General features: G+C 58.2%; 24 protein-coding genes and 1 tRNA gene. 19 read left to right on the top strand and 6 right to left on the bottom strand.

From position 1 onward, the window contains the following. Window positions 1-55 precede the first annotated feature (55 nt). Entirely contained in the window at window positions 56-2,257 is a 2,202-nt protein-coding gene (katG, locus tag FS690_RS07470; RefSeq protein ID WP_145339296.1) for a catalase/peroxidase HPI, read from the top strand. A gap of 111 nt (window positions 2,258-2,368) precedes the next feature. Here the strand turns inward: katG and FS690_RS07465 are convergent, their stop codons facing one another. Next, complete coding sequence (locus FS690_RS07465) at window positions 2,369-3,139, bottom strand: amidohydrolase (protein WP_104084600.1); 771 nt, start codon at window positions 3,137-3,139, stop codon at window positions 2,369-2,371. Further along, window positions 3,127-4,287: a pyridoxal phosphate-dependent aminotransferase gene (locus FS690_RS07460; RefSeq protein ID WP_145339294.1), complete on the bottom strand. Its 1,161-nt coding sequence runs from the start codon at window positions 4,285-4,287 to the stop codon at window positions 3,127-3,129. The genes FS690_RS07465 and FS690_RS07460 overlap by 13 nt, the downstream gene beginning before the upstream one ends. Window positions 4,288-4,414: 127 nt before the next feature. Here FS690_RS07460 and FS690_RS07455 point away from each other — a divergent pair, with 127 nt between their 5' ends. Beyond that, the gene (locus tag FS690_RS07455) at window positions 4,415-5,110 is read left to right on the top strand and encodes a hypothetical protein (RefSeq protein WP_145339292.1); all 696 of its coding nucleotides are present in this window, start codon (window positions 4,415-4,417) and stop codon (window positions 5,108-5,110) included. 63 nt (window positions 5,111-5,173) lie between these two features. Here the strand turns inward: FS690_RS07455 and fadE are convergent, their stop codons facing one another. Beyond that, complete coding sequence (gene fadE / locus FS690_RS07450) at window positions 5,174-7,618, bottom strand: acyl-CoA dehydrogenase FadE (protein WP_145339290.1); 2,445 nt, start codon at window positions 7,616-7,618, stop codon at window positions 5,174-5,176. 242 nt (window positions 7,619-7,860) lie between these two features. On the opposite strand from fadE, the gene lpcA reads away from it, so the two are divergent. After that, window positions 7,861-8,439, top strand: coding sequence for a D-sedoheptulose 7-phosphate isomerase (gene lpcA / locus FS690_RS07445; protein WP_065650032.1), 579 nt, complete (start codon window positions 7,861-7,863; stop codon window positions 8,437-8,439). 48 nt (window positions 8,440-8,487) lie between these two features. Continuing rightward, a complete protein-coding gene (locus tag FS690_RS07440) occupies window positions 8,488-9,255 on the top strand; it encodes a class II glutamine amidotransferase (RefSeq protein WP_039382863.1) in 768 nt (255 codons plus the stop codon). Here the strand turns inward: FS690_RS07440 and dpaA are convergent. Next, window positions 9,226-9,969 (bottom strand): peptidoglycan meso-diaminopimelic acid protein amidase, encoded by a 744-nt coding sequence (gene dpaA, locus FS690_RS07435; protein ID WP_039382866.1) that lies wholly within the window; start codon window positions 9,967-9,969, stop codon window positions 9,226-9,228. The genes FS690_RS07440 and dpaA overlap by 30 nt on opposite strands. Before the next feature lie 244 nt (window positions 9,970-10,213). Here dpaA and dinB point away from each other — a divergent pair, with 244 nt between their 5' ends. Next, window positions 10,214-11,269: a DNA polymerase IV gene (dinB, locus tag FS690_RS07430; RefSeq protein ID WP_071668489.1), complete on the top strand. Its 1,056-nt coding sequence runs from the start codon at window positions 10,214-10,216 to the stop codon at window positions 11,267-11,269. 41 nt (window positions 11,270-11,310) lie between these two features. On the opposite strand, the gene pepD is transcribed toward dinB, so the two are convergent. Beyond that, window positions 11,311-12,771, bottom strand: a complete 1,461-nt coding sequence (pepD, locus tag FS690_RS07425) for a beta-Ala-His dipeptidase (protein WP_039382873.1) — start codon at window positions 12,769-12,771, stop codon at window positions 11,311-11,313. A 253-nt stretch (window positions 12,772-13,024) separates the two neighbouring features. On the opposite strand from pepD, the gene gpt reads away from it, so the two are divergent. The 3 genes from gpt to crl all read left to right on the top strand — a co-directional run bounded on the left by gpt (window position 13,025) and on the right by crl (window position 15,363). Then, the gene (gene gpt / locus FS690_RS07420; RefSeq protein WP_007887137.1) at window positions 13,025-13,483 is read left to right on the top strand and encodes a xanthine phosphoribosyltransferase; all 459 of its coding nucleotides are present in this window, start codon (window positions 13,025-13,027) and stop codon (window positions 13,481-13,483) included. 121 nt (window positions 13,484-13,604) lie between these two features. Further along, the gene (frsA, locus tag FS690_RS07415) at window positions 13,605-14,852 is read left to right on the top strand and encodes an esterase FrsA (protein ID WP_039382875.1); all 1,248 of its coding nucleotides are present in this window, start codon (window positions 13,605-13,607) and stop codon (window positions 14,850-14,852) included. A gap of 109 nt (window positions 14,853-14,961) precedes the next feature. Then, on the top strand, window positions 14,962-15,363 hold the full coding sequence (gene crl / locus FS690_RS07410; protein ID WP_039382877.1) for a sigma factor-binding protein Crl: 402 nt from the start codon (window positions 14,962-14,964) through the stop codon (window positions 15,361-15,363). 67 nt (window positions 15,364-15,430) lie between these two features. On the opposite strand, the gene ompC is transcribed toward crl, so the two are convergent. Continuing rightward, window positions 15,431-16,525 (bottom strand): porin OmpC, encoded by a 1,095-nt coding sequence (ompC, locus tag FS690_RS07405; RefSeq protein WP_145339288.1) that lies wholly within the window; start codon window positions 16,523-16,525, stop codon window positions 15,431-15,433. A 244-nt stretch (window positions 16,526-16,769) separates the two neighbouring features. Here ompC and proB point away from each other — a divergent pair, with 244 nt between their 5' ends. The 11 genes from proB to FS690_RS07350 all read left to right on the top strand — a co-directional run bounded on the left by proB (window position 16,770) and on the right by FS690_RS07350 (window position 24,721). Then, window positions 16,770-17,873: a glutamate 5-kinase gene (proB, locus tag FS690_RS07400; protein ID WP_039382881.1), complete on the top strand. Its 1,104-nt coding sequence runs from the start codon at window positions 16,770-16,772 to the stop codon at window positions 17,871-17,873. 10 nt (window positions 17,874-17,883) lie between these two features. Then, a complete protein-coding gene (proA, locus tag FS690_RS07395; RefSeq protein WP_255471474.1) occupies window positions 17,884-19,137 on the top strand; it encodes a glutamate-5-semialdehyde dehydrogenase in 1,254 nt (417 codons plus the stop codon). Between the two features lie 352 nt (window positions 19,138-19,489). Continuing rightward, window positions 19,490-20,221, top strand: a complete 732-nt coding sequence (locus FS690_RS07390) for an XRE family transcriptional regulator (protein WP_145339286.1) — start codon at window positions 19,490-19,492, stop codon at window positions 20,219-20,221. Between the two features lie 413 nt (window positions 20,222-20,634). Further along, a complete protein-coding gene (locus FS690_RS07385) occupies window positions 20,635-20,913 on the top strand; it encodes a hypothetical protein (RefSeq protein WP_071668492.1) in 279 nt (92 codons plus the stop codon). Between the two features lie 176 nt (window positions 20,914-21,089). After that, window positions 21,090-21,557 carry a glycoside hydrolase family protein gene (locus FS690_RS07380; protein ID WP_039382888.1) on the top strand — a complete coding sequence of 156 codons (468 nt, stop codon included), beginning with the start codon at window positions 21,090-21,092 and terminating at the stop codon, window positions 21,555-21,557. Window positions 21,558-21,559: 2 nt separating this feature from the next. Further along, on the top strand, window positions 21,560-21,904 hold the full coding sequence (locus FS690_RS07375; RefSeq protein ID WP_175540454.1) for a hypothetical protein: 345 nt from the start codon (window positions 21,560-21,562) through the stop codon (window positions 21,902-21,904). Beyond that, the gene (locus FS690_RS07370; RefSeq protein ID WP_039382893.1) at window positions 21,901-22,194 is read left to right on the top strand and encodes a hypothetical protein; all 294 of its coding nucleotides are present in this window, start codon (window positions 21,901-21,903) and stop codon (window positions 22,192-22,194) included. Before FS690_RS07375 ends, FS690_RS07370 begins: the two co-directional genes overlap by 4 nt. After that, window positions 22,157-22,345, top strand: a complete 189-nt coding sequence (locus tag FS690_RS07365) for a hypothetical protein (protein WP_128083791.1) — start codon at window positions 22,157-22,159, stop codon at window positions 22,343-22,345. The genes FS690_RS07370 and FS690_RS07365 overlap by 38 nt, the downstream gene beginning before the upstream one ends. 54 nt (window positions 22,346-22,399) lie before the next feature. Next, window positions 22,400-24,145 (top strand): amylovoran biosynthesis protein AmsF, encoded by a 1,746-nt coding sequence (locus FS690_RS07360; protein WP_145339285.1) that lies wholly within the window; start codon window positions 22,400-22,402, stop codon window positions 24,143-24,145. Between the two features lie 154 nt (window positions 24,146-24,299). Further along, window positions 24,300-24,375, top strand: a tRNA-Thr gene (locus tag FS690_RS07355). A gap of 136 nt (window positions 24,376-24,511) precedes the next feature. Next, a complete protein-coding gene (locus tag FS690_RS07350) occupies window positions 24,512-24,721 on the top strand; it encodes a hypothetical protein (protein WP_039382899.1) in 210 nt (69 codons plus the stop codon). Window positions 24,722-24,730: the final 9 nt, after the last annotated feature.

Raw genomic sequence — 24,730 nt, 5'->3', positions numbered from 1 at the left:
TGCTCCTGAGTGCCGCTATCTTAACCGCAAAACGTGAAGCCAATGGAGCCGAATAATGAGCACGCCAGACCATAACGATAATGCTGCAGCGTCCGGAAAATGTCCTTTTCATCATGGAGCGTCAGAAGAGAAGAGCGTGCTTGCACGCGGCGCCGGCAGCGGCACCTCGAACCGCGACTGGTGGCCTAATATGCTGCGGGTCGACCTGCTGAATCAGCACTCCAGCCGCTCTAATCCGCTGGATGAAAATTTCAGCTACCGCGAAGCGTTCAGCCAGCTTGACTACGTGGCACTAAAAGCGGATATCCGCGCGCTGCTGACCGATTCACAATCCTGGTGGCCCGCCGACTGGGGCAGTTACATTGGCCTGTTTATTCGTATGGCGTGGCACAGCGCCGGCACCTACCGCACCATTGATGGCCGCGGCGGCTCCGGACGCGGACAGCAGCGCTTTGCGCCGCTCAACGCCTGGCCCGATAACGTCAGCCTTGATAAAGCACGACGCCTGCTCTGGCCGGTAAAACAGAAGTATGGCCAGAAAATTTCCTGGGCCGATCTCTATATTCTGGCGGGTAACGTCTCCCTGGAGAACGCCGGGTTCCGTACCTTTGGTTTTGGTGCCGGTCGTGAGGATGTCTGGGAGCCGGATATGGATGTGGACTGGGGCCATGAAAAAGAGTGGCTGGCCCACCGTCATCCCGAGAGCCTCGCAAATGCCCCGCTGGGCGCCACCGAAATGGGCCTGATCTATGTGAACCCTGAGGGCCCGGAAGCGAGCGGCGATCCGCGTTCTGCAGCACCGGCGATCCGCGCCACCTTTGGCAACATGGGCATGAACGATGAAGAGATCGTCGCGCTTATCGCTGGCGGGCATACGCTGGGTAAAACGCACGGGGCGGCGGCCGCCAGCCACCTTGATGTCGATCCTGAAGCCTCGCCGATTGAAGCGCAGGGCTTTGGCTGGCACAACAGCTACGGCAGCGGCGCCGGCGCAGATGCCATCACCTCCGGTCTGGAAGTGGTCTGGACGCAGACGCCAACCCAGTGGAGCAACTACTTCTTTGAAAATCTGTTCAAATATGAGTGGGTGCAGACGCACAGCCCGGCGGGCGCGATTCAGTTTGAAGCGGTAGATGCAGAAGCGATCATCCCCGATCCGTTTGAGCCGGAGAAAAAGCGCAAGCCCACCATGCTGGTGACCGATCTGACGCTGCGTTTCGATCCGGAGTTTGAGAAGATCTCGCGCCGCTTCCTGAACGATCCGCAGGCGTTTAATGAAGCGTTCGCCCGCGCCTGGTTCAAGCTGACTCACCGCGATATGGGACCCAAAGCGCGCTACCTCGGCCCGGAAGTACCGAAGGAAGATCTGCTGTGGCAGGATCCGTTACCGCAGCCGGTGCATCAGCCTGGCGCTGATGATATTGCGCAGGCTAAAGCGCAGATTGCCGCATCGGGCCTGAACGTCAGCCAGCTGGTCTCCGTGGCCTGGGCATCCGCTTCAACGTTCCGTGGCGGCGATAAGCGCGGAGGGGCCAACGGTGCGCGTCTGGCGCTGGCACCGCAGAACGGCTGGGCGGTCAATGCCGGCGTGGTAAGCGATGTGCTGCCGGTCTTGCAGCAGATCCAGCAGGCGTCCGGCAAGCTCTCACTGGCGGATATCCTTGTGCTGGCGGGCAGCGTCGGTATTGAGCAGGCGGCAGCCGCCGCTGGCGTGGCGGTACAGGTGCCGTTTATGCCAGGCCGCGTGGATGCGCGTCAGGATCAGACCGATATTGAGTCGTTTAACGTGCTTCAGCCGCTGGCCGATGGCTTCCGTAACTATCGTCGCGTGCAGAGCGGTTCCTCAACGGAGACTCTGCTGCTGGATAAAGCGCAGCAGCTGACGCTGAGTGCGCCGGAGCTTACGGCGCTGCTGGGCGGCCTGCGCGTGCTCGGCACCAACTATGACGGCAGTCAGCACGGCGTGTTTACCGATCGCCCGGGCGTGCTGAGCAACGACTTTTTTGTCAATCTGCTCGATATGCGCACCGCATGGCGCGCCACTGATGAACGCGCGGAGCTGTTTGAAGGACGCGATCGTGAAAGCGGTGCAGTGAAATATCACGCCACGCGCGCCGATCTGGTGTTCGGCTCTAACGCCATCCTGCGCGCGCTGGCGGAAGTGTACGCCAGCAGCGATGCGAAGCAGAAATTTGTCCATGACTTTGTGGCCGCCTGGACGAAAGTGATGAACCTGGACCGTTTCGATCTGGCGTAATTATCCTGCGCTGCATCGCGCCTGATACGCCCGTGTAAAAACAGAACCGGAAGCCACGCGCTTCCGGTTTTTTTGCTTTTCTCACCGGCGTTACCGGTGCCGGCCGGCGGTCTATTCCAGCGTCCACGTATCAGCATCGCGCCACGCCGGAAAGCGCTCGCGGTACGCCTGCAGCGCCTCCAGCGACAGCTCCGCATCCAGACGTGCCGGGGTGAACGGTTCAGCGGCTGCGAGGATCTCCCCCTGCGGTGAGATAATCTGGCTGTCGCCGCGGTAGCGATGATGATTGCCGTCGCTGCCCACCCGGTTACAGCCGGCGATATACGCCTGATTTTCGATGGCGCGCGCCATCAGCAGCGCCTGCCAGTGATGCGCGCGTGGAGCCGGCCAGTTGGCCACATAGAGCGCCAGATCGTAATCGTTGCGGTTGCGGGAAAACACCGGAAAGCGCAGGTCGTAGCAAATCTGCGGGAGAATGCGCCAGCCGCGCCAGTAAACCAACTCCCGGCGTTCGCCCGGCAGATAGTGCTGATGCTCCTCCGCCATACGAAACAGATGGCGTTTGTCATACTGATGCAGCGTGCCGTCTGGCTCCACCAGCAGAAACCGGTTTACCGCACCCGCTTCTGTCTGAATGGCCGCGCTGCCGCCGATCAGCGCCTGGGTGGCCCGCGCGTGATGCTGCAGCCAGGCCACCACCTCCTGCTGCGGCAGCGAAGCCTGTGCCGCCTCCATGGCAAAGCCGGTCGTAAACATCTCCGGCAGCACAATCACATCGCGTCCGCTCAGTTTTTCCAGCAGCCGATCAAAGTGACGCAGGTTAGCGGCGCCGTTCATCCAGCTCAGCGGCTGCTGCAGCAGAGTAATCTTCAAAGTTTGCACAGGCGCTCCGCGGCGGCGTCAAGCGTCGCCTCTTGTTTGGCAAAGCACAGGCGGATCAGCCGGTGCGGGAAAGGATCAGCGCAGAACACCGACAGCGGGATAGCAGCGACGCCCGCCTCTCTGGTCAGCCACTCGCAGAAGCTGACGTCATCGAGATCGGAGATCGCGCTGTAGTCCAGCAGTAAAAAATAGGTGCCTTCACAGGGTAATACCTGAAAGCGACTGGCTGCCAGCGCCTGCGTCAGACGATCGCGCCGCGCACGGTAAAACTCAGGCAGCGTCCGGTAGTGTTCCGGCTGCTGACGCAGCATATCCGCCAGCGCCAGCTGGGCCGGAGTATTGACGGAAAAGGTCAGGTACTGATGTACCTTACGCAGCTCGGCGCTGATAGCGGGTGGCGCTATGGCGTAGCCCACTTTCCAGCCGGTCATATGATACGTCTTGCCAAATGAGGAGACGGTGACCGCGCGCTGGCGCAGTCCGGCATGCGCCAGCACGCTGGCATGGCCTGCCGTGCTGAAACAGATATGCTCATACACTTCATCGCTCAGCACATAAATCTCCCGATCCGCAATCGCCTGCCACAGCGCCTCCAGATCGCTCTGCTGCCAGACGGTAGCGGAGGGATTGTGCGGCGTATTCAGGATCACCAGCCGCGTACGTGCGCTGAGCCGATCGCGAAACGCAGGCCAGGGGACGCGAAACTCAGGCGGCTGCAGGGCGATGCGCTGCATCACGCCGCCCGCCAGCGTTACCGCGGGCGCATAGCTGTCGTAGCTGGGGTCAAAGCAGATCACTTCGTCGCCGGGGCGCACCAGCGCGGTAATGGCAGCGTAGAGCGCTTCCGTCGCCCCGCTGGTCACGGTAATGTCGCTGCCGGCGTCGGGCCGGTAGCCATAAAGCCCGGCGGTTTTATCCGCTATGGCGTCGCGCAGTTCCGGCGTGCCGATCATCGGCGCATACTGATTGGCTCCCTGACTGACGTGATGCGCCAGCCACGCCTGCAGCAGGGCGGGGCCGCTGAAATCGGGAAATCCCTGGGAAAGATTAATGGCGCCGTGCCGGGCGGCAAGCGCGCTCATCTGCGTAAAGATCGTGGTGCCGGTCGCGGGAAGCTTGCTGTCGGGAATAAGATCAAATGGCGTCATAGTAAGCTGGCCTTGCGCATAAGCAGCGTGATAAGAAACCCTGTATTGCTGACACTATAATCAGGATGCTACTCTTTGGCAATCGAGACGCTTAGATGGCTAAATGCAGCTTTTACAGGAGCAGGTAATGGCACAACCTCATGACAACAGCGCCGCCGGCGAGGCGCTGGCGCAGACTTTGCTGGCGGCATCAACCGGGATAAATGACGGAGCGGCACGCCGGCTGGCGGAACAGCTGTTCAACTGGCAGCCCGCGACGGTGCCGGTTACGCTGCAGGGGCTGGCGGCGGAGCTGCAGCAGGATGAGGCGCTGCAGCAAATCCTCGGTGTACTGCGCTGGCGTTTTCTTACCCGTCCGGAAACGCTGCTGCCTGAGCATGGCTGCGCTGCGCCTGTCGGTTTTGCCGTCAGCGGGGCGTTAAGCGATCTGCTGATCCACTACTGCGCTGCCCCCGGCCAGCTGCCGCTGCGCGAAGCCGCCGATGCGCGCGAGCAGCATCTGCAGGCAGTTCAGCAGCTGTGGCGCGGATTTTCCGCCAGCTTTCGCCGCCGGGTCGGCAGCGAAGCGCTCTTCAGCTGGCCCGGATGTGACCAGCTGCTGCTGCAGTCGGTCTGGCATGACGCTCTCGGCTACAGCGGTGCAGCGCTGATCCGGCGCAGCCTCAGCGCTATCACGCTGAGTGATTTTTCCGGTATCGATGATGAGGAGATGCGCAACGCCTGTCTGCACAGCGCGCTGGCGCTGGGGCGCACCCTGATGCTGGCCGCTGACCATATTGCGGATGAAGAGGCGCTGGTTGCCCGCATTCGCCAGGCCGCGTAGGCGCTGGCGCAGGCAAAAAAAAAAACGCCTCCGTAAGGAGGCGTCTGGCACCTGGTGTCGGGATTATGCCGCTTCGCTGGGCTGCGCCCGCGGCCGGGGTTGTGGCTTCGGTGCGGCCAGGGCTTCCGGCACGAACTCATCTACATTAATGGCTTTCAGCCGGCTTGCTTCTGCGCGGATCAGCACCTGCGCTTCGCTCTCGTCGATCAGCCCCTCTTTCAGCGCCCGCTGCGCCAGCGCATCAAGGCGGGTAAAGGAGAGATGCTTTTTCTGTTGCTGACAGAGGCGATCGTGGATCACTTCTGCCGCCATCACATCCTGCAGCGCCTGCTCCAGCTGGCCCGCCGGATTATGCTCAGCTGGCGTCAGATACTGACCGCGGCCAAGGCGGGAGCGGGTGGCAGAAGGCAGCTGCAGCAGCTTCGCCAGTTTATGATCAAGTTTATCTGACGGCGGCAGGCAGCGTTTGCCGCCGGCGAAGATAGCCAGGCGCAGCGCACCGGCGGCCAGACGGTTCGGGAAGTTACGCAGCAGATCGTCCATCGCCACTTCTGCCTGATGCAGCGCATCCTGCACGCCCCAGTGCACCAGCGGCAGATCGGCCTCATGGCGGCCTTCTTCGTCATAGCGTTTCAGCGTGGCGGAGGCCAGATACATCTGGCTCAGCACATCGCCAAGGCGGGCAGAGATGCGCTCGCGCCGCTTCAGGCTGCCGCCGAGCACCGCCATGGAGATATCGGAGAGCAGCGCCAGGTTCGCGCTCAGACGATTAAGCTGCTGATAGTAGTGGCGCGTGGCGTCACGCGTCGGCGCGGCGCTGGTGCGGCCGTTGGTCAGGCCGAGCCACAGGCTGCGTACCGCGCTGCTGCCGACGTGACCGATATGGCTGAACAGCGCGTGGTCAAAGCGGGAGAGATCGTTCTTCGCCGCCGCGTCCATCTCTTTAAGCACCCAGGGATGGCAGCGAATGGCACCCTGGCCGAAGATAATCATGCTGCGCGTCAGGATATTAGCGCCCTCAACCGTAATGGCGATTGGCGCACCCTGATAGGCGCGGGCGAGGAAGTTGTTATCTCCGAGCATAATGCCTTTGCCGCCCGCGATATCCATCGCGTCAATAATGGCGCGCTGGCCGCGGTGGGTGCAGTGATACTTCACAATCGCAGAGAGCACGGCGGGCTTTTCACCCTGCATAATGCCGGTGGTGATCAGCGTGGCGGCCGCGTCCATAACGTAAGCATTACCGGCAATACGCGCCAGCGGCTCTTCAATACCTTCCATTTTACCAATCGCCACTTTGAACTGACGGCGGATGTGCGCATAAGCGCCGGTGGCCAGCGCCACGCTTTTCAGACTGCCGGTGGAGTTAGAGGGCAGGGTGATGCCGCGCCCGACCGAGAGGCACTCGACCAGCATGCGCCAGCCCTGACCGGCCATCGCCGGGCCGCCGATGATATAGTCAATCGGCACGAAAATGTTGTTGCCGCGCGTCGGGCCGTTCTGGAACGGCACGTTGAGCGGGAAGTGGCGATTACCAATCTCCACGCCCGGCGTATGGGTCGGGATCAGTGCACAGGTAATTCCCGGCTCCGGGTTATCGCCCAGCAGACCATCGGGATCGGAGAGTTTAAACGCCAGGCCCAGCACGGTGGCAACCGGTGCCAGCGTAATATAGCGTTTGTTCCAGGTCAGGCGCATGCCCAGCACCTGCTGACCCTGCCACTCGCCCATGCAGACCACCCCGGTATCAGGAATGGCGCCCGCATCAGAACCCGCTTCCGGGCTGGTCAGGGCAAAGCAGGGGATCTCATCGCCGCGTGCCAGACGGGGCAGATAGTGATCTTTCTGCTCCTCAGTACCGTAATGCTGCAGCAGTTCGCCCGGTCCCAGAGAGTTCGGTACGCCGACGGTGATTGCCAGAATACCGGAGACGCCAGCCAGCTTCTGCAACACGCGCGCCTGCGCATAAGCGGAAAACTCCAGTCCGCCATACTCTTTTTTGATGATCATGGCGAAAAAGCGGTGCTGCTTCAGATAGGCCCACAGCTCCGGCGGCAAATCGGCCAGCTCATGAGTAATCGCGAAGTCGTTTGCCATACGGCACGCTTCCTCAACCGGACCATCCAGAAACGCCTGCTCCTCAGCGGTGAGGTGCGGGCGCGGATAGTTGTGCAGCTTCTGCCAGTCCGGCTTGCCCTGAAACAGGTCGCCTTCCCACCAGGTCGTGCCGGCATCGATCGCTTCCTGCTCTGTGCGTGACATCGGCGGCATGACGTTACGAAAGCCCCGCAGGGCTGGTTTTGAAAACAGGCGCTGGCGCAGCGACGTCAGGTTAAGCGGCAGCAGGAGCAGCGCCAGCGGCGGCAGCAGCCAGGCGCTCCAGAGGCCGGTTAAGGCCATGGCAGCGGTCCAGAGCAGCAGGATGGCGCTGCTCAGACGCAGAGATATCTGATGATAAAAGAGGGCGCTAACCAGCAGTAGCGTCGCCACAATGGAAACCAGCAGCATAGTGAATCGCTCCGTAAGTAGTAAGAGGTCTGACCTGTTAGTCACAGGTTTAGAGCAGCCGCTCTTAATAAGCAATTCCTTTACATCACAATTACAACCAGGCTCACAAAATCATCGCGGCTGGCGCATTTATCGCCTGGCTACGCTGTGGCAGACGCGTTTTCCCTGCTGCCAGCGCTTTGCGCCCCTGTGGCATTCCGTTAAACTTGCCGGGTTAACCTCTCCGCTAAAGGACATCTCTTATGTATCAGGACATCATTCGCTCGGAACTCAACGAAGCCGCCGACACCCTGACCCGATTTTTAAGTGACGACGCGAACATCCACGCTATTCAGCGCGCTGCGGTGCTGCTGGCAGATAGTTTCAAAGCGGGCGGAAAAGTGCTCTCCTGCGGTAACGGGGGATCGCACTGTGACGCGATGCATTTTGCCGAGGAGCTGACCGGCCGCTATCGCGAAAATCGTCCTGGCTACCCGGCGATTGCGATTTCTGATGTCAGCCATCTCTCCTGCGTCAGCAACGACTTCGGCTATGACCATGTGTTTTCGCGCTACGTGGAAGCGGTCGGGCGCGAAGGCGATGTGCTGCTGGGGCTCTCCACTTCCGGCAACTCCGCTAACATCATCAAAGCGATTGAGGCCGCGCGCGCGCAGGGAATGAAAGTGATCACCCTGACCGGCAAAGATGGCGGCAAAATGGCGGGCAGTGCGGATATTGAGATCCGGGTTCCGCATTTCGGCTATGCCGATCGCATTCAGGAAATCCACATTAAAGTGATCCATATCCTGATGCTGCTGATTGAAAAAGAGATGGTTAAGTAATTTACGCTGCCTTCCCGCATGCCGGGAGGGGTGAGAAGGGGGGAAGCTATGTGCGAATTGCTTGGGATGAGCGCCAATGTCCCTACGGATATCTGTTTCAGTTTTACCGGACTGGTGCAGCGCGGCGGCGGTACCGGACCGCATAAAGATGGCTGGGGTATCGCCTTTTATGAAGGTAAAGGGTGCCGCACGTTTAAAGATCCGCTGCCGAGCGTAAATTCACCGGTTGCCCGCCTGGTGCAGGAGTATCCGATCAAATCGCACTCGGTGGTCGCGCATATCCGTCAGGCAAACCGGGGCGAAGTCTCGCTGGAGAATACGCATCCGTTTACCCGCGAACTGTGGGGCCGCAACTGGACTTACGCGCACAACGGACAGCTTAAAGGCTATCGCCAGCTCGACAGCGGCCACTTCCGCCCGGTGGGGGAGACCGACAGTGAAAAGGCGTTTTGCTGGATCCTCTCACAGCTGCAGGCGCGCTATCCGCGCACGCCAGGTAACTGGCCCGCCGTGTTCCGCTATATCGCTGAAATCGCCGGCGAGCTGCGTGAAAAGGGCGTTTTCAATATGCTGCTATCGGATGGTCGCTATCTGATGGCGTTCTGCTCCACCAATCTCTACTGGATCACGCGGCGCGCGCCGTTTGGTAAAGCGCGCCTGCTGGATCAGGATGTGGAGATCGATTTCCAGCAGCAGACCACGCCGCATGATGTGGTGACGGTTATCGCCACGCAGCCGCTGACCGGAAATGAAACCTGGCACCGGATAGCGCCAGGCGAGTGGGCACTATTTTGCCTGGGTGAGCGCCAGGAATGATTTGGACGCCGCGTCCGGTGCAGAAAGTACCGGCGTGTTGTTCACCGCATACTGACCCGTTGCGGTGACGTTAACGCTGGGCGGTACGTGATATTTAGCAAAATAGGCGTAGCCCGGCTGCAGTTCGCGCCAGAAATCGATGTAGGTCGAATAGCGATGACGCTGAAGATTGCTTTCCGTCATGCGGAACGGATAAATATTCAGCTGCATCTCCTGCTGGCCGTTACGCAGGGCCGCATTAACGTAGTTGAAAATCTCATCCATTGAGCCGTTGGTCATGGCGTAGCAGCCCACGGAAACGCAGTCGCCGTGAATCATCAGATAGTTGCCGTTATAGCCCTTGCTGCGATCGTACTGGTTAGGAAAACCGGTATTGATGGCGCGGTAAAAGCGGCTGTCAGGTTTCAGCTGATTGAGTTTGACGTTGTAGAAACCTTCCGGACTTTTGAAGTCGCCCTGGCGGCGCTTGGGACCGAGTCCGCCGGAAAAATTACAGATGCGATAGCTGTCCAGCAGGCGATATTCATTACCGATTTTGCCATAGAGCTCCAGCGTACGCTCTTCTTTGAAAATCTGAATAAACACCGGTGTACCCAGCAGTTGTTTTTTTAACTCTTTGCTTACCGGAGCCAGCGGCTGTGCGGGTTCAGGTGTGATTGCCCAGCTAAGGACTGGCATAAGAATCATCGCGAACAGCAGTGCGATTCTGCCCATTCTGTGTGTACCTTGAAGTGAAGAAAAACTCAGACGCGCAGCGTCACTCAGTTGCATTATCGGAAATATCCGCTATCGCTGCGCAACATTAACATTGTCTGGCTTTTAATCAAGATAGCGGGCAACAAAATGGCGCAAAGTTGTGATGCATCGGGGAGTAAAAGCGCTCAGGCGCGGCATCGGTGCCGATGACGATTGCTCAACGCCTTCGCTACTGTATACTTAGCCAGTGTCCGGAGGGGGTATGCGCAAAATCATTCATGTCGATATGGACTGCTTTTACGCAGCGGTTGAGATGCGTGACGATCCGTCGTTGCGGGATATCCCTATCGCGATTGGCGGCAACCGCGTTCAGCGCGGAGTGATCAGTACCGCTAACTATCCGGCGCGCAAATATGGCGTGCGCAGCGCCATGCCGACCTCGACCGCGCTGCGTCTCTGTCCGCACCTGCGCCTGCTGCCGGGACGCTTTGACGCCTATAAAGAAGCCTCGCGACAGATCCGCGACATCTTTCTCCGCTACACGCCGCTGATTGAACCGCTCTCGCTGGATGAAGCCTATCTGGATGTCACCAGCAGTCTGCACTGCCAGGGGTCGGCGACGCTGATGGCGCAGGCGATCCGCGCGGATATTCTGCGCGAAACCGGACTGACCGCGTCAGCCGGCATCGCACCGATCAAATTTCTGGCGAAAATCGCCTCCGACCTTAATAAGCCTGACGGCCAGTATGTGATCACCCCGCAGGCGGTGCCGGCGTTTCTGCATGAGCTGCCGCTCAGCAAGATCCCGGGCGTGGGCAAAGTGGCGACCAAAAAGCTGGAAGAGATGGGGCTGCGTACCTGTGCTGACGTGCAGCGCGCCGATCTGGCGCTGCTGCTGAAGCGGTTCGGAAAGTTTGGCCGCTCGCTCTGGGAACGCAGCAACGGCATCGATGACCGCGAAGTGATCGTCGAACGTGAACGTAAGTCGCTGGGGGTAGAGCGTACGCTGCCGGAAGATATCCACCACTGGGAGCAGTGCCTGCCGATTATCGACTACCTCTATGCGGAGCTGGATCGCCGTCTGGGGGCTATCCGGCCAGATAAGCAGATCGCCCGGCAGGGGGTGAAATTTAAGTTCAGCGATTTTCAGCAGACCACGCAGGAGCACGTCTGGGCGGTGCTGAATAAAGAGGATATGGTGGCGGTGGCGCGTCAGGTCTGGGAGGCGCGTCGGGCAGATCGCGGAGTAAGGCTGGTGGGACTGCACGTTACGCTGGTGGACCCGCAGCTGGAGCGTCAGCTGCTGCTGGGACTCTGAAATCTCCCCCGCCCGGCAAGCGGACAGGGGAGCGGCATCGATTACGCTTTTGCCGGAATCGCGTTCAGTAGCGCAGTGAGCAGCTTCCAGTAGAGGCCAACGCTCTCAATATGCACCTGCTCATCCGGCGAGTGCGGGCCGGTAATGGTCGGTCCGATAGAGACCATATCCATATGCGGATACGGTTTCTTGAACAGGCCACACTCCAGACCGGCATGGATCACCTGAATGTTTGGCGTTTTGCCAAACAGCGCTTCGTAGGTGGTGCGCGTCAGCGCCATGACCGGTGAGTCAGCGTCAGGCTGCCAGCCCGGATAACCGCCTTTTGGCGCAGTCTGCGCGCCCGCCAGCGCGCCCAGCGAGGTCAGCGTCTCTACCACCCACTCTCTGCCGGTATCGATCAGCGAACGGATCAGGCAGATGATTTCAGCGTTAGCCTGATCCATGCTGACCACACCCACGTTCAGCGAGGTTTCAACCACGCCTTTCGCCACGTCTGAATTACGGATCACGCCGTTAGGGGTGCTGTTGAGCAGGTTGATAAAGCGATCGCGGCTCTCTGCGCTCAGCGCCTCAGCCTGCTGCGCCAGCGGCTCGGTCTGCAGCACAATATGCTTCTCTTTGCTGCCGAGCTCGTTGAGCAGTATCGCCTGGAAGTGCATCGCCGCAGATTTCAGCGCGTCCACTTTGTGGCTCTCAACGGCCAGCGTGGCAAAGGCTTCACGCGGGATCGCGTTACGCAGCGTGCCGCCGGTAAAGTCGATCAGACGCAGATCCAGCTCGCGGGCATGGGCGGCCAGGAAACGCGCCAGCAGTTTGTTCGCGTTGCCGAGACCAAGATGGATATCCGCACCGGAATGACCACCTTTCAGACCTTTAAGCGTCAGCTTCAGCGTTTCATAGCCGGCTGGCACCGCTTCGCGACTCAGCGGCAGCGTGGTAATAAAGTCGATGCCGCCCGCGCAACCCATGTAGATCTCACCCTCTTCTTCAGAGTCGGTGTTGATCAGGATCTCTGCCTGCAGCCAGTCCGGCTGCAGGCCAAACGCGCCATCCATGCCCGACTCTTCGGTCATGGTCAGCAGCACTTCCAGCGGGCCGTGCGTCAGGCTGTTGTCAGCCAGTACCGCCAGCGCTGACGCCATGCCGATACCGTTATCTGCACCCAGCGTGGTGCCGCGCGCTTTCACCCATTCGCCGTCCACCCACGGCTGAATCGGATCTTTCGTGAAATCGTGGGCGGTATCGTTGTTCTTTTGCGGCACCATATCCAGGTGCGCCTGCAGGGCAACCGGCGTGCGGTTTTCCATGCCGGGCGTGGCAGGTTTGCGGATCAGAATATTACCGACCCGATCGCGTTCGACCCAGAAATTCTGCTCTTTGGCCCAGCTGACCACATATTCAGCCAGCGCCTCTTCATGATAAGAAGGGTGGGGAATGGAGCAGATTTTGGCGAAGATATCCCACAGCGGCTGCGGGGAGAGTTGAGACAATTCAGACACAACGCGTCTCCTGTATCAGCGTGGCGGACAGGCCGCTCGCACGCAGTTTCCGGTTTAAGATCGCCGTCAGCTCATCTGACGTGATGAGCCAGAGAATATCACCCTTTATTCGCAGGCGCGTCATCAGGCGCGCTAAAAACCTGCAACCAGTGTGACGGATGCTGGTTTTTAACGCGTCAGATCCTTATAATCTCGCGCAACCTTTTCCCCCTTGCATATTTTTAAGCCACTTTTGGTGGTTGGGATTCCTTTTATGAGCGAAAAATACGTCGTAACCTGGGACATGCTGCAGATTCATGCCCGTAAACTGGCCCAGCGCCTGCTTCCTGTGGAACAGTGGAAAGGCATCATCGCGGTAAGCCGCGGCGGTCTGGTTCCGGCATCGCTGCTGGCGCGTGAGCTGGGTATTCGCTACGTCGATACCGTTTGCATCTCCAGTTACGATCACGATCACCAGCGCGAAATGAAAGTGCTGAAGCGCGCCGAAGGCGACGGTGAAGGCTTTATCGTTATCGACGATCTGGTCGACACCGGCGGCACTGCGCAGGCGATCCGTGATATGTATCCGAAAGCGCGTTTCTGCACCATCTTCGCCAAGCCTGCTGGCCGCGCGCTGGTGGATGATTACATTGTGGATATCCCGCAGAACACCTGGATCGAACAGCCGTGGGACATGGGCGTGGTCTATATTCCGCCAATCGTCAAAAGCTGATTGATGCAACGCAAACAACGCCCGGTTAAGCCGGGCGTTGTGCTATTCGCGCCTCGCGCAGCCGGGGCGGGTGCAGTAAACTCATAGCCATCTATGCGACCGCCGCAGGAGAAACCATCAGATGGCCGAAAAAAATCTTAGCGAAGAGTTATTCAAGCCGCGTTTTAAACATCCCGAAACCTCTTCCCTGGTGCGCCGCCAGCATCACGCTACCGCACAGGTGCATAACGCGCTGGAGGGGGATACTCAGCGCGGCTGGTATCGCATGCTTAACAAGCTGCTCTGGACATGGCGCGGCCTGTCACCGCAGGAGATCAGCGAAGTCCTGGCGCGCATCGCCGTCAGCCGCTTTGAACACACCGATGAGGCGCTGCTGGATACGGTAATCGGCTATCGCGGTGGCAACTGGAATTTTGAGTGGTCAAAGCAGGCGGCGCTCTGGCAGCAGCGGGCGATGCAGAGCGAGCAGCATGATGAAGCGGGCCAGCAGTGGCTGCATGCGGCGAATCTCTACAGCCTCGCGGCCTATCCCTATATTAAAGGCGATGAGCTGGCTGATCAGGCGCAGGTGCTGGCTAATCGCGCCTATGAAGAGGCGACCCGGCGGCTGCCGGGCGAGCTGAAATCGCTGACGTTTCCTGTCAGTGGCGGCAGCCCGGTTACCGGGTTTCTGCATATGCCGGCGCAGGCCAGCGCACCTTATCCCACCGTGATGCTGTGCGGGGGGCTTGATTCGCTGCAGAGCGATCACTATCGGCTGTTTCATGACTACCTGGCCCCGCGCGGTATCGCTATGCTGACGCTGGATATGCCATCGGTTGGCTATAGCAGTAAATGGACGCTAAACCAGGACACCAGCCATCTGCATCAGCAGGTTCTGCGCGAGCTCAGCAACGTGCCGTGGATCGATCACACCCGCGTGGCGCTGTTTGGCTACCGCTTTGGTGCCAATATTGCGACCCGACTCGCCTGGCTTGAAGTACCGCGTATCCGTGCCGTGGCCACGCTGGGCGCGATGGTACACGGCGTGTTTGTTGACGCGGCGCGTCAGCAGCAGCTGCCGGACATGTATATGGATATGCTGGCGAGCCGGCTGGGTATGGCGTCAACGTCCGACAGCAACCTGCGCATTGAGCTGAATCGCTATTCGCTGAAGGTACAGGGGCTGCTGGGACGCCGCACCCCGGTGCCGATGCTGGCCGCTTACTGGCCGGACGATCTTTTCAGCCCGGAGGAGGACTCACGCCTGATTGCCGGTTCGTCGGCGCAGGGCAAAACGCTGGCTATTCCGGCTTCACCGGTATTTCACAGTTTTGAGAAAGCGCTGAATCAGATTTGTGACTGGCTCAGCAAACAGTTGCAGCGGTAACTGGCAAAACACAAAACCTCTGCTAAAACTTAATGTCGGCATATTACGCGCTGCGCCTTTTGCTCAGCGCGCTGCTTTTTTTACGGTTTATTTGAGGGAGAGAATTAGCATGACGTTACCGAGTGGTCACCCCCGTAGTCGCCTGCTTAAGCGCTTCACCGAATTGGGGCCGTACATCCGTGAAGGAAAATGCGAAGATACGCGTTTCTTTTTTGACTGCCTGGCTGCCTGCGTTAACGTAAAGCCTGCACCGGAGAGCCGCGAGTTCTGGGGCTGGTGGATGACGCTGGATGCGCACAGCGATCACTTTACCTACGAATATCACTTCGGCCTGTTTGATAAAGAGGGCGACTGGAGTGTGACAACCATTAAAGGTAAAGAGAACAACGAGCGTGTAGAGAGCACCCTGCGTAACTTTCATGAGCGGCTGAAAGCGATGCTGCACGAGCAGAAGCTCGATCTGCGTCCCGCAGCTGGTTTTAAAGAAGAGCCGGTTAAGCTGAGCGCATAACATAAAAAAAAGAGCCGGTCATGCGCCGGCTCTTGCGTTGTCAGGGTGTCGATACCGCAGCGGGTAATCAGAACTGATAGGTCAGCGCAACGGCAACCACATCGTCATTGTTCAGCCCCAGCTTGTTGTTGTCATCCAGCTGATTAATTTTGTAATCCACCATGGTCGACATGTTTTTATTGAAGTAGTACGTCAGGCCCAGATCAACATATTTCACCAGGTCTTCATCACCCACGCCTTCAATATCCTTGCCTTTGGTCTGTACATAGCCGAGTGACGGACGCAGACCGGACTCGAACTGATACTGCGCCACCATTTCAATGTTCTGCGCTTTGTTGGCAAAGCCGCGCGTGCCGATTGGCGTCATGTTGCGCGTCTCGGTGTAGATGGACGCCAGGTAGAGGGCGTTGGCATCATATTTAATACCGGCTCCCCAGGACTCCGCTTTGTCGCCGCGTCCGAGCAGGCCAGCCTGCTGCTGCTGGCTGGTGCGATCGGATGAGGTAATGGCTGACATCAGGCTGACGCCGCTATCGCCAATGGTGTAGCCCAGGGATGCGCCGTAGCCGTCGCCGTTCTGGGTGCTGGTATCCGCTGCGCTGCCGCGGCTGTTCGCGCTGTCGGCGTCGTTTTTACCCTGATACTGCAGGGCGAAGCGCAGGCCATCCACCAGACCAAAGAAATTACTGTTGCGGTAAGTTGCCACGCCTGACGTGCGCGCCGCCATAAAGTTATCGGTGCGCGCGGTGCCGTCACCCCCGAACTCAGGGAAGACGTCGGTCCAGGCTTCCACGTCATACAGCACGCCGTAGTTACGGCCATAATCGATTGAGCCGTAGTCGCCAAATTTCAGGCCGGCAAAGCCGAGACGGGTTTTGTTGCCGTTGTTCGCGTCACTGCCTTCAGAGCGGTTGCCCTGAAACTGATATTCCCACTGGCCGTAACCCGTCATCAGATCGTTGATCTGCGTCTGACCTTTAAAACCGAGACGCACGTAAGTTTTATCACCGTCCGCGCCTGCATTGTCACTGAAATAATGCATCCCTTTTACGCGACCGTAGAGATCCAGTTTGTTGCCGTCTTTATTATAAATTTCTGCGGCTTGTGCCGTTGTGGCCAGAGCCAGTGCGGAAACAACCAGTGCCAGTGTGCTTTTCTTCATTTGCTATCAATCCCGATGAGTAAAAAAAGTATGTACCCGTGAAAAGGTTTGTAAAACACGGGACGTTTTACCGATCGCTGATGAAGGTTTTATGACAGATTTGCGCAATCGGGGTGAATGAGGCGGTTAAGTTGTGCTGACTGGCCTGCGGAAATTCGCGCTTTTCCCGGCGTGGCTGTTGGCTTCCTTGCTGACTCCTGATAAAACGTCCGTTCGCGGATTTTTTCTCAGATGGCAGGAAAATATGAGTGGCAGTCAGACCCTGGTGGTCAAATTGGGTACCAGCGTTCTCACCGGCGGTTCGCGCCGGCTGAATCGGGCGCACATGGTGGAGCTGGTTCGCCAGTGTGCACAAATGCACGCGGCGGGACATCGCATTGTTATTGTCACCTCCGGCGCGATTGCGGCCGGACGTGAACACCTTGGCTATCCCGAACTGCCACCGACCATCGCCTCAAAGCAGCTGCTGGCTGCGGTGGGACAGAGCCGTCTGATCCAGCTGTGGGAGCAGCTGTTCTCTATTTATGGCATCCATATCGGGCAGATGCTGCTGACGCGCGCGGATATGGAAGATCGCGAACGCTTTCTTTATGCGCGCGATATGCTGCGCGCGCTGCTGGATAACCACATCGTTCCGGTGATCAACGAAAACGATGCGGTCGCCACGGCGGAAATTAAAGTTGGCGATAACGACAACCTCTCGGCGCTGGCGGCAATGCTGGGCGGAGCGGACAAACTGCTGCTGCTGACCGATCAGCAGGGGCTGTTTACCGCCGATCCGCGCACGAATCCGGAGGCGCAGCTGATTAGCGACGTGCACCAGATTGATGATGCGCTGCGGACGCTGGCGGGCGGCAGCGTGTCAGGATTAGGCACCGGTGGTATGGCAACCAAACTGCAGGCTGCGGATGTCGCCTGTCGCGCCGGCATCGATGTGATTATCGCTGCCGGCAGCCGTCCCGATGTGATTAGCGATGTGCTGAACGGCAAACCGGTCGGCACGCGCTTTCATGCGCAGCAGTCGCCGCTGGAGAACCGCAAGCGCTGGATCTTCGGCGCGCCGCCGGCCGGCGAAATCACCATTGATGATGGTGCCCTGGCGGCGGTGCTGGAGCGCGGCAGTTCGCTGCTGCCTAAAGGCATCCGCGAGGTGCAGGGAAATTTCTCACGCGGTGAGGTGATCCGGATCCGCAACCTGCAGGGACGCGATATCGCCCACGGCGTGACGCGTTACAACAGCGATGCGATGCGCATGATCGCCGGACATCACAGCCAGGAGATCGGTGATATTCTCGGTTATGAATATGGCCCGGTTGCCGTGCATCGCGACGACATGGTTGTCAGCTAAGGAGCAGAAAATGTTAGAGGAAATGGGTAAGGCGGCGCGGGCGGCATCGTACGCGCTGGCGGCGCTCTCCACCGCAGAGAAAAATCAGGTGTTGCTCACCCTGGCTGAAGGGCTGGAGGCGGATCACGCAGAGATTCTGGCGGCGAATGAACAGGATCTGGCCGACGCGCGGCAGAGCGGCATGAGCGCGGCACTGCTCGATCGCCTGACGCTGACGCCGCAGCGGCTGAAGAGTATCGCCGATGATGTGCGGCAGGTCTGCCAGCTGGCCGATCCGGTCGGACAGCTTATTGACGGGGGCCAGCTCGACAGCGGCCTGCGTATTGAACGGCGTCGTGTGCCGCTCGGCGTAGTGGGCGTTATTTACGAAGCGCGTCCGAACGTCACCGTTGATGTGGCGGCTCTCTGCCTGAAAACCGGCAACGCAGCCATCCTGCGCGGTGGTAAAGAGACATGGCGCACCAATGCGGCCACGGTCAGAGTCATTCAGCGTGCGCTGGTAAAACATAACCTGCCAGCCGGGGCCATACTGGCGATTGAAAATCCGGATCGCGAGCTGGTCAGTCAGCTGCTGAAGCTGGATCGCTATGTCGATATGCTGATCCCGCGCGGCGGGGCAGGGCTGCATAAGCTGTGCCGTGAACACTCCACTATCCCGGTGATCACCGGTGGTATCGGCGTCTGCCATCTCTATCTTGATGAGACGATGGAGATCGCGCCGGCGCTTGAGATCATCGTTAACGCCAAAAAACAGCGGCCGAGCGCCTGCAACTCGCTGGAGACGCTGCTGATCCATCAGGATCAACTCGATCGTTTCCTGCCAGCTTTCCTGCAGCGTATGGCGCAGGAAAAGATTACGCTGCACGGCGATGCCAATATTCTGGCGCAGCTGCAGACAGGGCCGGCCAGCGTCGTCGCAGTGAGCGAGGCGCACTATCGCGATGAGTGGCTGTCAAACGATCTCAACGTGAAGCGGGTAGCGGACATGGATGAGGCGATTGCGCACATTCGTGAATATGGCACCCAGCACTCCGACGGCATTCTGACGCGCAGCATCCGGCACGCGAATGCGTTTGTTCAGCAGGTGGACTCTTCTGCGGTCTACGTCAACGCCAGTACCCGTTTCACCGACGGCGGCCAGTTTGGTCTGGGCGCTGAGGTGGCAGTCAGTACGCAAAAACTGCACGCGCGCGGTCCGATGGGGCTTGAAGCGCTGACCACCTACAAATGGATTGGCTGGGGCGACGATACGCTGCGCCGCTAGCCGTCCTGCCCGCCTCAGATGGGTACCTGTACAGGTACCCATTTTTTTTGCTTTAGATCCACTCAATATCACAGCTTTCTGAAATTTATCTGTCATCTGTGGCGCGTCAGCCGCTTTTCACCCATTTTTTTGTGTAAGCGCTGGTCCGGGTTTAACAGAAGATTCCTGAAAACCTCAGTCAGAACAAGCTGTCACACATTCATTGCTGGTTTAGCGCAGACGGGCGAGGATAATGATCCTCCAGCTTCATTGATAATATCGCGTGGGTAGTAAACTAGCGGTAATATAAAATGAACTGGTAGCAAAAACCAAAATAACATTCAGTCTTTTACTGATGGCAGACAATTAACTGATGGTTAAAAAAGAGAGTACAAAACACGCTTTTACTGCCAGGCTGATTGCCGCATGCGAAAGTGCGGGAATTGTCGGACATGGACGAAACAAACAGGTTGCAAAGGCGTTGCAGCAAAGAGGATGCAAAATTTCAACGCCGGGGGTATGGAAATGGTTCAACGGTCAGTCGATTCCGGATGACGGGAATCTGTTAGCGCTAAGCGATCTGCTGGGCGTGCGCGTGGAGTGGCTGCAGTTTGGTATGGAGAAACCGGATGCCGGGCTTTCGCAGCAGCGTCTGCTCTCCGCCGGGCATATGTTCCGCGTGGAGAGCCTGGATATCGGCCAGCGCAGCGCGCAGGGCATTGCCGCGCGCGATGAGCTGGTAGAGACCATTCAGGCGATAGAATATGGTCTGGATGAGGCGCGCGTGCTGTTTAATGGCCGCCCGGCAGAAAGCATCCGGCTTATTGCGCTGAACAGCGATTCAATGGCCGGCACCTTCGCACCGCGCGATCAGCTGTTTGTCGATATCAGCGTACATCACTTTGATGGCGATGGAATTTATCTGTTTACGCTTGACGATCAGCTCTATCTCAAACGCCTGCAATTGCAGCATAAAAAAGTGGCCGTTATCTCAGATAACAAGCGCTATGAGACCTGGTATCTGACGCTGGATGAAGCCGATTCTCTGCAGGTGATCGCCCGCGTCATCATGAGCCAGGCACGTGATTATCAGATCCTGGGCTGAGCCGTTGCCGGCATCGGCAGAAAAAAATAACCCGGCTGAAATCATAAATTTAACTGCTGGTAAATAAAAAATTAACTGTTGGTGTTTGCCAAAGTATTAGAACATGTTAATAATTTGACCATAGATGGACGAAATCGTTGCCCCCGGATGGGCCCGCTCTTAAACAATTGAGGCGCTGCACAAGCGCGAAACTACCCACTCAAAATCAGTGTATTTTGGGATGGGGTGGATACGCACTCAGCAGCGTTGTCAGTTGTCTCCTGCCTTCACTTCTCTCTGCTTTTTCCTGGCCGTTTTTTAACGACCGGGAAAGCGGATTGTGGGTGATTCCAGTGGCACACCGGACGCACCGGCCTCTGCCGGAAGGCCGCGTTTGCCACCCCATCGCCAAAAACTCATTCACAGGAGGAGTTATGGCGATTATCCAATATGGCAAATCAGCGTTTACCGGTAATGCACGAACCCGGCGTCATCGACGACGCCAGCCACTCGCACGTCTGAACCGTACTATCGACAACGCACTCGGGCTCGAATGCGATGACGTCACGCTGCGCACTGCTGAACGTATCTGTCAGCGGGAGATTCGATCCAGAGTAGAGCGTGCCGTACTGGCGCCGGGACGCTCGCACAGTGAAAGCGCCAGTTTCGATAACTGCTGTTTACCCCACGTTCATCTCTACGCTACCCGTTAAGTTTCTCCTGCTTTTCCAGTTCTGAACGGAACGTTTTTACATTGCTCACTGTTTAACCACGCTTGAGCGTTGCGCTTGAATCTGGCGTGCGCGAATGGCTGACCGATCAGTGACGTTTAAGTGTGCTGACCCTGTGCGCAGCGTACTCCGTGTTGCGCCTCAAAGAAGGAACGGATATGAGCCAGATTATTGCCATTTTAAATTTTGAAGAGGGTTATCGCGAAGCGCCCTATCTGGATACGCAGGGCTTTCCCACCGTGGCGGGCGGCATCCGCATCGGACCAAAGGGCGCCTCGCTGAGCAACTACATCTTTCAGGTGCCGCGCCGCGTCGGGGACGTCTGGAAGCAGTGCATTGTGGAGAAAAAAGTGCAGGAGATGCAACAGCGCGAACTGATCCGCCAGGCGCTGCTGAAGTGCAACGATGCCCGCAGTGACGTGCTGATTAGCATGGCGTATCAGATGGGCGTGGAGGGGCTTGCGCTGTTTCGCGGCATGCTCACCTCGGTCACGCAGGGCGACTTTGACGCCGCAGCGAATGCCATGCTGGATAGCCTTTGGGCGCGGCAGACAGCCGGACGCGCCCGGCGGCATGCGGAAGCGATGCGCAGCGGCACCTATGACATCTACCGGGGGCTGCTATGAACATGAAGTGGATGATCTTCATCATTGCGGTACTGGCGGCAATCATACTGCTGCTCCTGCTGCAGCGCTTCACCACGCTGGAGTTTGTTAAACACGCGCGCCTGCTGTTTAAAACCTGGTCAGTGTGGCTCGCTTCACTCGGCTCCATGCTCAGCGCGTGGGCGCAATCTTTTCCCGCTTCCGCGCTCGATGCCTGGAACGCGCTGCCGCCGGACGTCAAAGAGGTTCTGCCGCACAACTACCTGGGGTTAATTGGTGCCTTTATGGTGGCAATGGGCGTTATGGCGCAGTTTGTGCGACAGAAAAATCTGGCGGAAAAACGCAGCGCGCTGGAGGAAAAATCATGAGTTTTCTTCTTTCCCTGCTGGCGGGCAGCTGGCACTGGCTGGCGGCGCTGTTCGGCATCATCGCCGCGCTGGTAGCCAGCTACGCTGGCGGTAAAAAGATCGGCAAAGTGCAGCAGCAGGCTAAAGCAGACACCGAACGCGCAGAAAAAACAGCGGCGCAGGCGGTAGCGGTTAACCAGCAGCAGCAGCAGCTGCGTGAGGAGGCCCGACGTGTGGAAATCAGCAACAGTAATCTTGATGATGCTGCCGCTCGTGACAAGCTGCAGCAATCGAAGTACCACCAGCCCTGAGGCGCCGGTCGTTATCGACTCCGCCTGCTCTCTGTTTTCACCCATTTATACCCACGGCAGTGACGCCGATCGCATGGATATTCGCACCGTGCGTGCCATTAACAATCACAACGACCTCTGGGATCGGCACTGCCGCACGCCGGCACGCTAACGCCGCTCCTTCTGACGCTATTCCAATACCCCTGTATAAGCCGAGGAGGCTGACATGATCGAAGTTAATTCATTTGCTGAACTGCGTACCACTGCACCTGCTAAAAACGGCGATTCTGCGTTTTTGCGCCGCTACAATGCGGACTCAAACTTTCGCGGTGGCGGTGACTTTACCGGTTTTATCGGGACGACCACGGCGGCTGACGATGGCGGTACGCTGGCGGTCGGTAATGGCTTCTACTGGAAGCGCGTGATCAACGACCCGGCAGACCTCAACGTCTACCACTTTGGTGCGAAGGGGGATGGCTACGCCAATGACACCGAACCCTTCAAACGCATGCTGGCGTGGACCCAGGGCTACAGCGGCAATATCCGCGATCTGCCGGTGCGCTTTCCGGGCGGTAAATTCCTGATTAACCCGATAGATATCAGTGATACTGAGGTCGCCTTCTTTGGCCTGCAGGGGGATGATGTGGAGCTGGGTTCGCTACCGCGTACCACGATCATTTCCGACAAGAGCGCCAATACGGTGTTCAAGGTGAAGGCGCGCCGCACCGCGATCAAAGGGATCACCTGGCATGGTCAGGCGTCCGCCGATACCAATACCAACAAAGGCACTATCACAGCCGAGCTGTGTACCAACGTGCAGCCCTTCTTCGAAAACACCTGCATCGAAGGCTCTACGGTAAATATCTACTGTTTCCGCGCGCAGAATAGCGGCGGGACCGTCATTAAAGTGCTGGATACCCTCGACAGCAAGTTTGACCAGATCTACACCCTGTGGACCTACGGGCGCGTATTCGACATCGGCTGGTCAAACTCGCCAAAAGGTAAGTGGGACCACTCCACCGCGATTGAGATCTGCAACTGTAACTTCCAGACCGGTTACGGTGACGCCACGCTCTATATGCCGCGCGTGACGCAGGGCATTATGCGTAACGTCTGGATTGAGCATACGCGTAACCCTGGCGATCTCTCCGACGGCGGCTGGACCATCGATACGCTGAACATTGAGGATTGCGGCTCGCCGTTTAACCTCAATAACGCCCGCGTGATCATGCGCCAGATTGGCCTGCAGTCGGGTGCCACTATCTCCAACGACCTGGCGGGCACGCGCTGGCTCTCGACGTTTGAGTATGGCTACCGGCGTGAGGAGAACCACGGCACTATTATCACCGGCTCCCTGCGCACGGGTTACTACAGCGGCCATAAAGTCACCAATAACACCGATACCGATAACTGGTATCGCCTGGGACAGCTCTTTTTCCCGGTGGCGAACCAGCAGTGGGTGATGGAGCTGATTGGTAAAGCGGATGCGACCCAGCCCACCGGCACGGCGGCGTCGCCGGTCAATATGGCCGGCACCGGTAAAACCTGGATCAACCTGCAGCGGCTGGATACCGTCTGGGCTGACGCCTGGCATATGGGCCAGCCTGCGGTGATGGATATCCGCTACAACCGGGTCGGCACCACCTATGCGGTGGTGTGGGTTAAGCTGCGCGCCAAAAGCGGTGATACGCTGATTAACCTGAAAACCACCGGGCCAACGCGTTTTGAGTCAGGCTCCTGCTCGCTGTTCCAGACTGACTTTTCGGTGGTGACCGATACCACCAAAATGGGCACGCTGAAGCCAGCGGCACGCTTTGGTTTTCATAACGGCGTAGCAGGCATTGGTGCCAATGAGAAAGGGGTGCTCACTGTCGCGACGGCAGCGGGTAATCCCACCAATAAAACGGCCCCTTCGGGCTTTGTGCTGGTCAATATCAACGGTGTTGATCGTAAGCTGCCTTATTACGATTAAGGCCAGCACCTTTTTGGCGAGGCTCCGGCCTCGCCTTTTTTTTTTGTGGTGGAAAACGCGCCGGCGCTGCTGAAAAAGCGGGCGGTTGAATCACCGCATCTTGACGCCGCGCGTCACATTTCCTATTTTTACTCCCCGTAGTTCCCGCCCCATTGCCGGTGTAGCTCAGTTGGTAGAGCAGCGCATTCGTAATGCGAAGGTCGCAGGTTCGACTCCTGTTTCCGGCACCAGTTAATTCCATCTCTTATAGATTATTTTTTCTTCCCCTTTCAGCATCTGCATAACACAGCCTCCGGCAGACCCCAGCTGGACGTATTCTCATCCGTTGACCAGACTTAGCGTTCCCCCCGAAAAGGAGAATGCGCAATGAGTACCCGATACAAAGTGACCTATGAACATCAGGATGGCGACGTTAAAAAGCGCGAAGAGGTGATACTGGAGAGCGAAAATGAGCCTTCAGATGAAGAGGCGCATGAAGCGGTGCTGCAGGATCTTGCGATGATGAAAACTCCCGGCACCGGCGTAGATGGCGTGGCGAAGTTCGATATTATCAGTATCGCCCCGGCTGACGAGTAAAAGGGGCGG

Source organism: Pantoea sp. PSNIH1 (assembly GCF_007680655.1).
GTDB lineage: Bacteria > Pseudomonadota > Gammaproteobacteria > Enterobacterales > Enterobacteriaceae > Pantoea > Pantoea eucrina.
Note: the sequence above shows the minus strand (reverse complement) of the source record. Positions and strands in the feature narration are given on the sequence as shown.

Coding starts and splice junctions, on each gene's coding strand:
- katG (WP_145339296.1), top strand. CDS start 56: ATGAGCACGCCAGACCATAACGATAATGCTGCAGCGTCCGGAAAATGT.
- FS690_RS07460 (WP_145339294.1), bottom strand. CDS start 4,287: ATGACGCCATTTGATCTTATTCCCGACAGCAAGCTTCCCGCGACCGGC.
- FS690_RS07455 (WP_145339292.1), top strand. CDS start 4,415: ATGGCACAACCTCATGACAACAGCGCCGCCGGCGAGGCGCTGGCGCAG.
- fadE (WP_145339290.1), bottom strand. CDS start 7,618: ATGCTGCTGGTTTCCATTGTGGCGACGCTACTGCTGGTTAGCGCCCTC.
- lpcA (WP_065650032.1), top strand. CDS start 7,861: ATGTATCAGGACATCATTCGCTCGGAACTCAACGAAGCCGCCGACACC.
- FS690_RS07440 (WP_039382863.1), top strand. CDS start 8,488: ATGTGCGAATTGCTTGGGATGAGCGCCAATGTCCCTACGGATATCTGT.
- dpaA (WP_039382866.1), bottom strand. CDS start 9,969: ATGGGCAGAATCGCACTGCTGTTCGCGATGATTCTTATGCCAGTCCTT.
- dinB (WP_071668489.1), top strand. CDS start 10,214: ATGCGCAAAATCATTCATGTCGATATGGACTGCTTTTACGCAGCGGTT.
- gpt (WP_007887137.1), top strand. CDS start 13,025: ATGAGCGAAAAATACGTCGTAACCTGGGACATGCTGCAGATTCATGCC.
- frsA (WP_039382875.1), top strand. CDS start 13,605: ATGGCCGAAAAAAATCTTAGCGAAGAGTTATTCAAGCCGCGTTTTAAA.
- crl (WP_039382877.1), top strand. CDS start 14,962: ATGACGTTACCGAGTGGTCACCCCCGTAGTCGCCTGCTTAAGCGCTTC.
- ompC (WP_145339288.1), bottom strand. CDS start 16,525: ATGAAGAAAAGCACACTGGCACTGGTTGTTTCCGCACTGGCTCTGGCC.
- proB (WP_039382881.1), top strand. CDS start 16,770: ATGAGTGGCAGTCAGACCCTGGTGGTCAAATTGGGTACCAGCGTTCTC.
- proA (WP_255471474.1), top strand. CDS start 17,884: ATGTTAGAGGAAATGGGTAAGGCGGCGCGGGCGGCATCGTACGCGCTG.
- FS690_RS07390 (WP_145339286.1), top strand. CDS start 19,490: ATGGTTAAAAAAGAGAGTACAAAACACGCTTTTACTGCCAGGCTGATT.
- FS690_RS07385 (WP_071668492.1), top strand. CDS start 20,635: ATGGCGATTATCCAATATGGCAAATCAGCGTTTACCGGTAATGCACGA.
- FS690_RS07380 (WP_039382888.1), top strand. CDS start 21,090: ATGAGCCAGATTATTGCCATTTTAAATTTTGAAGAGGGTTATCGCGAA.
- FS690_RS07375 (WP_175540454.1), top strand. CDS start 21,560: ATGAAGTGGATGATCTTCATCATTGCGGTACTGGCGGCAATCATACTG.
- FS690_RS07370 (WP_039382893.1), top strand. CDS start 21,901: ATGAGTTTTCTTCTTTCCCTGCTGGCGGGCAGCTGGCACTGGCTGGCG.
- FS690_RS07360 (WP_145339285.1), top strand. CDS start 22,400: ATGATCGAAGTTAATTCATTTGCTGAACTGCGTACCACTGCACCTGCT.
- FS690_RS07350 (WP_039382899.1), top strand. CDS start 24,512: ATGAGTACCCGATACAAAGTGACCTATGAACATCAGGATGGCGACGTT.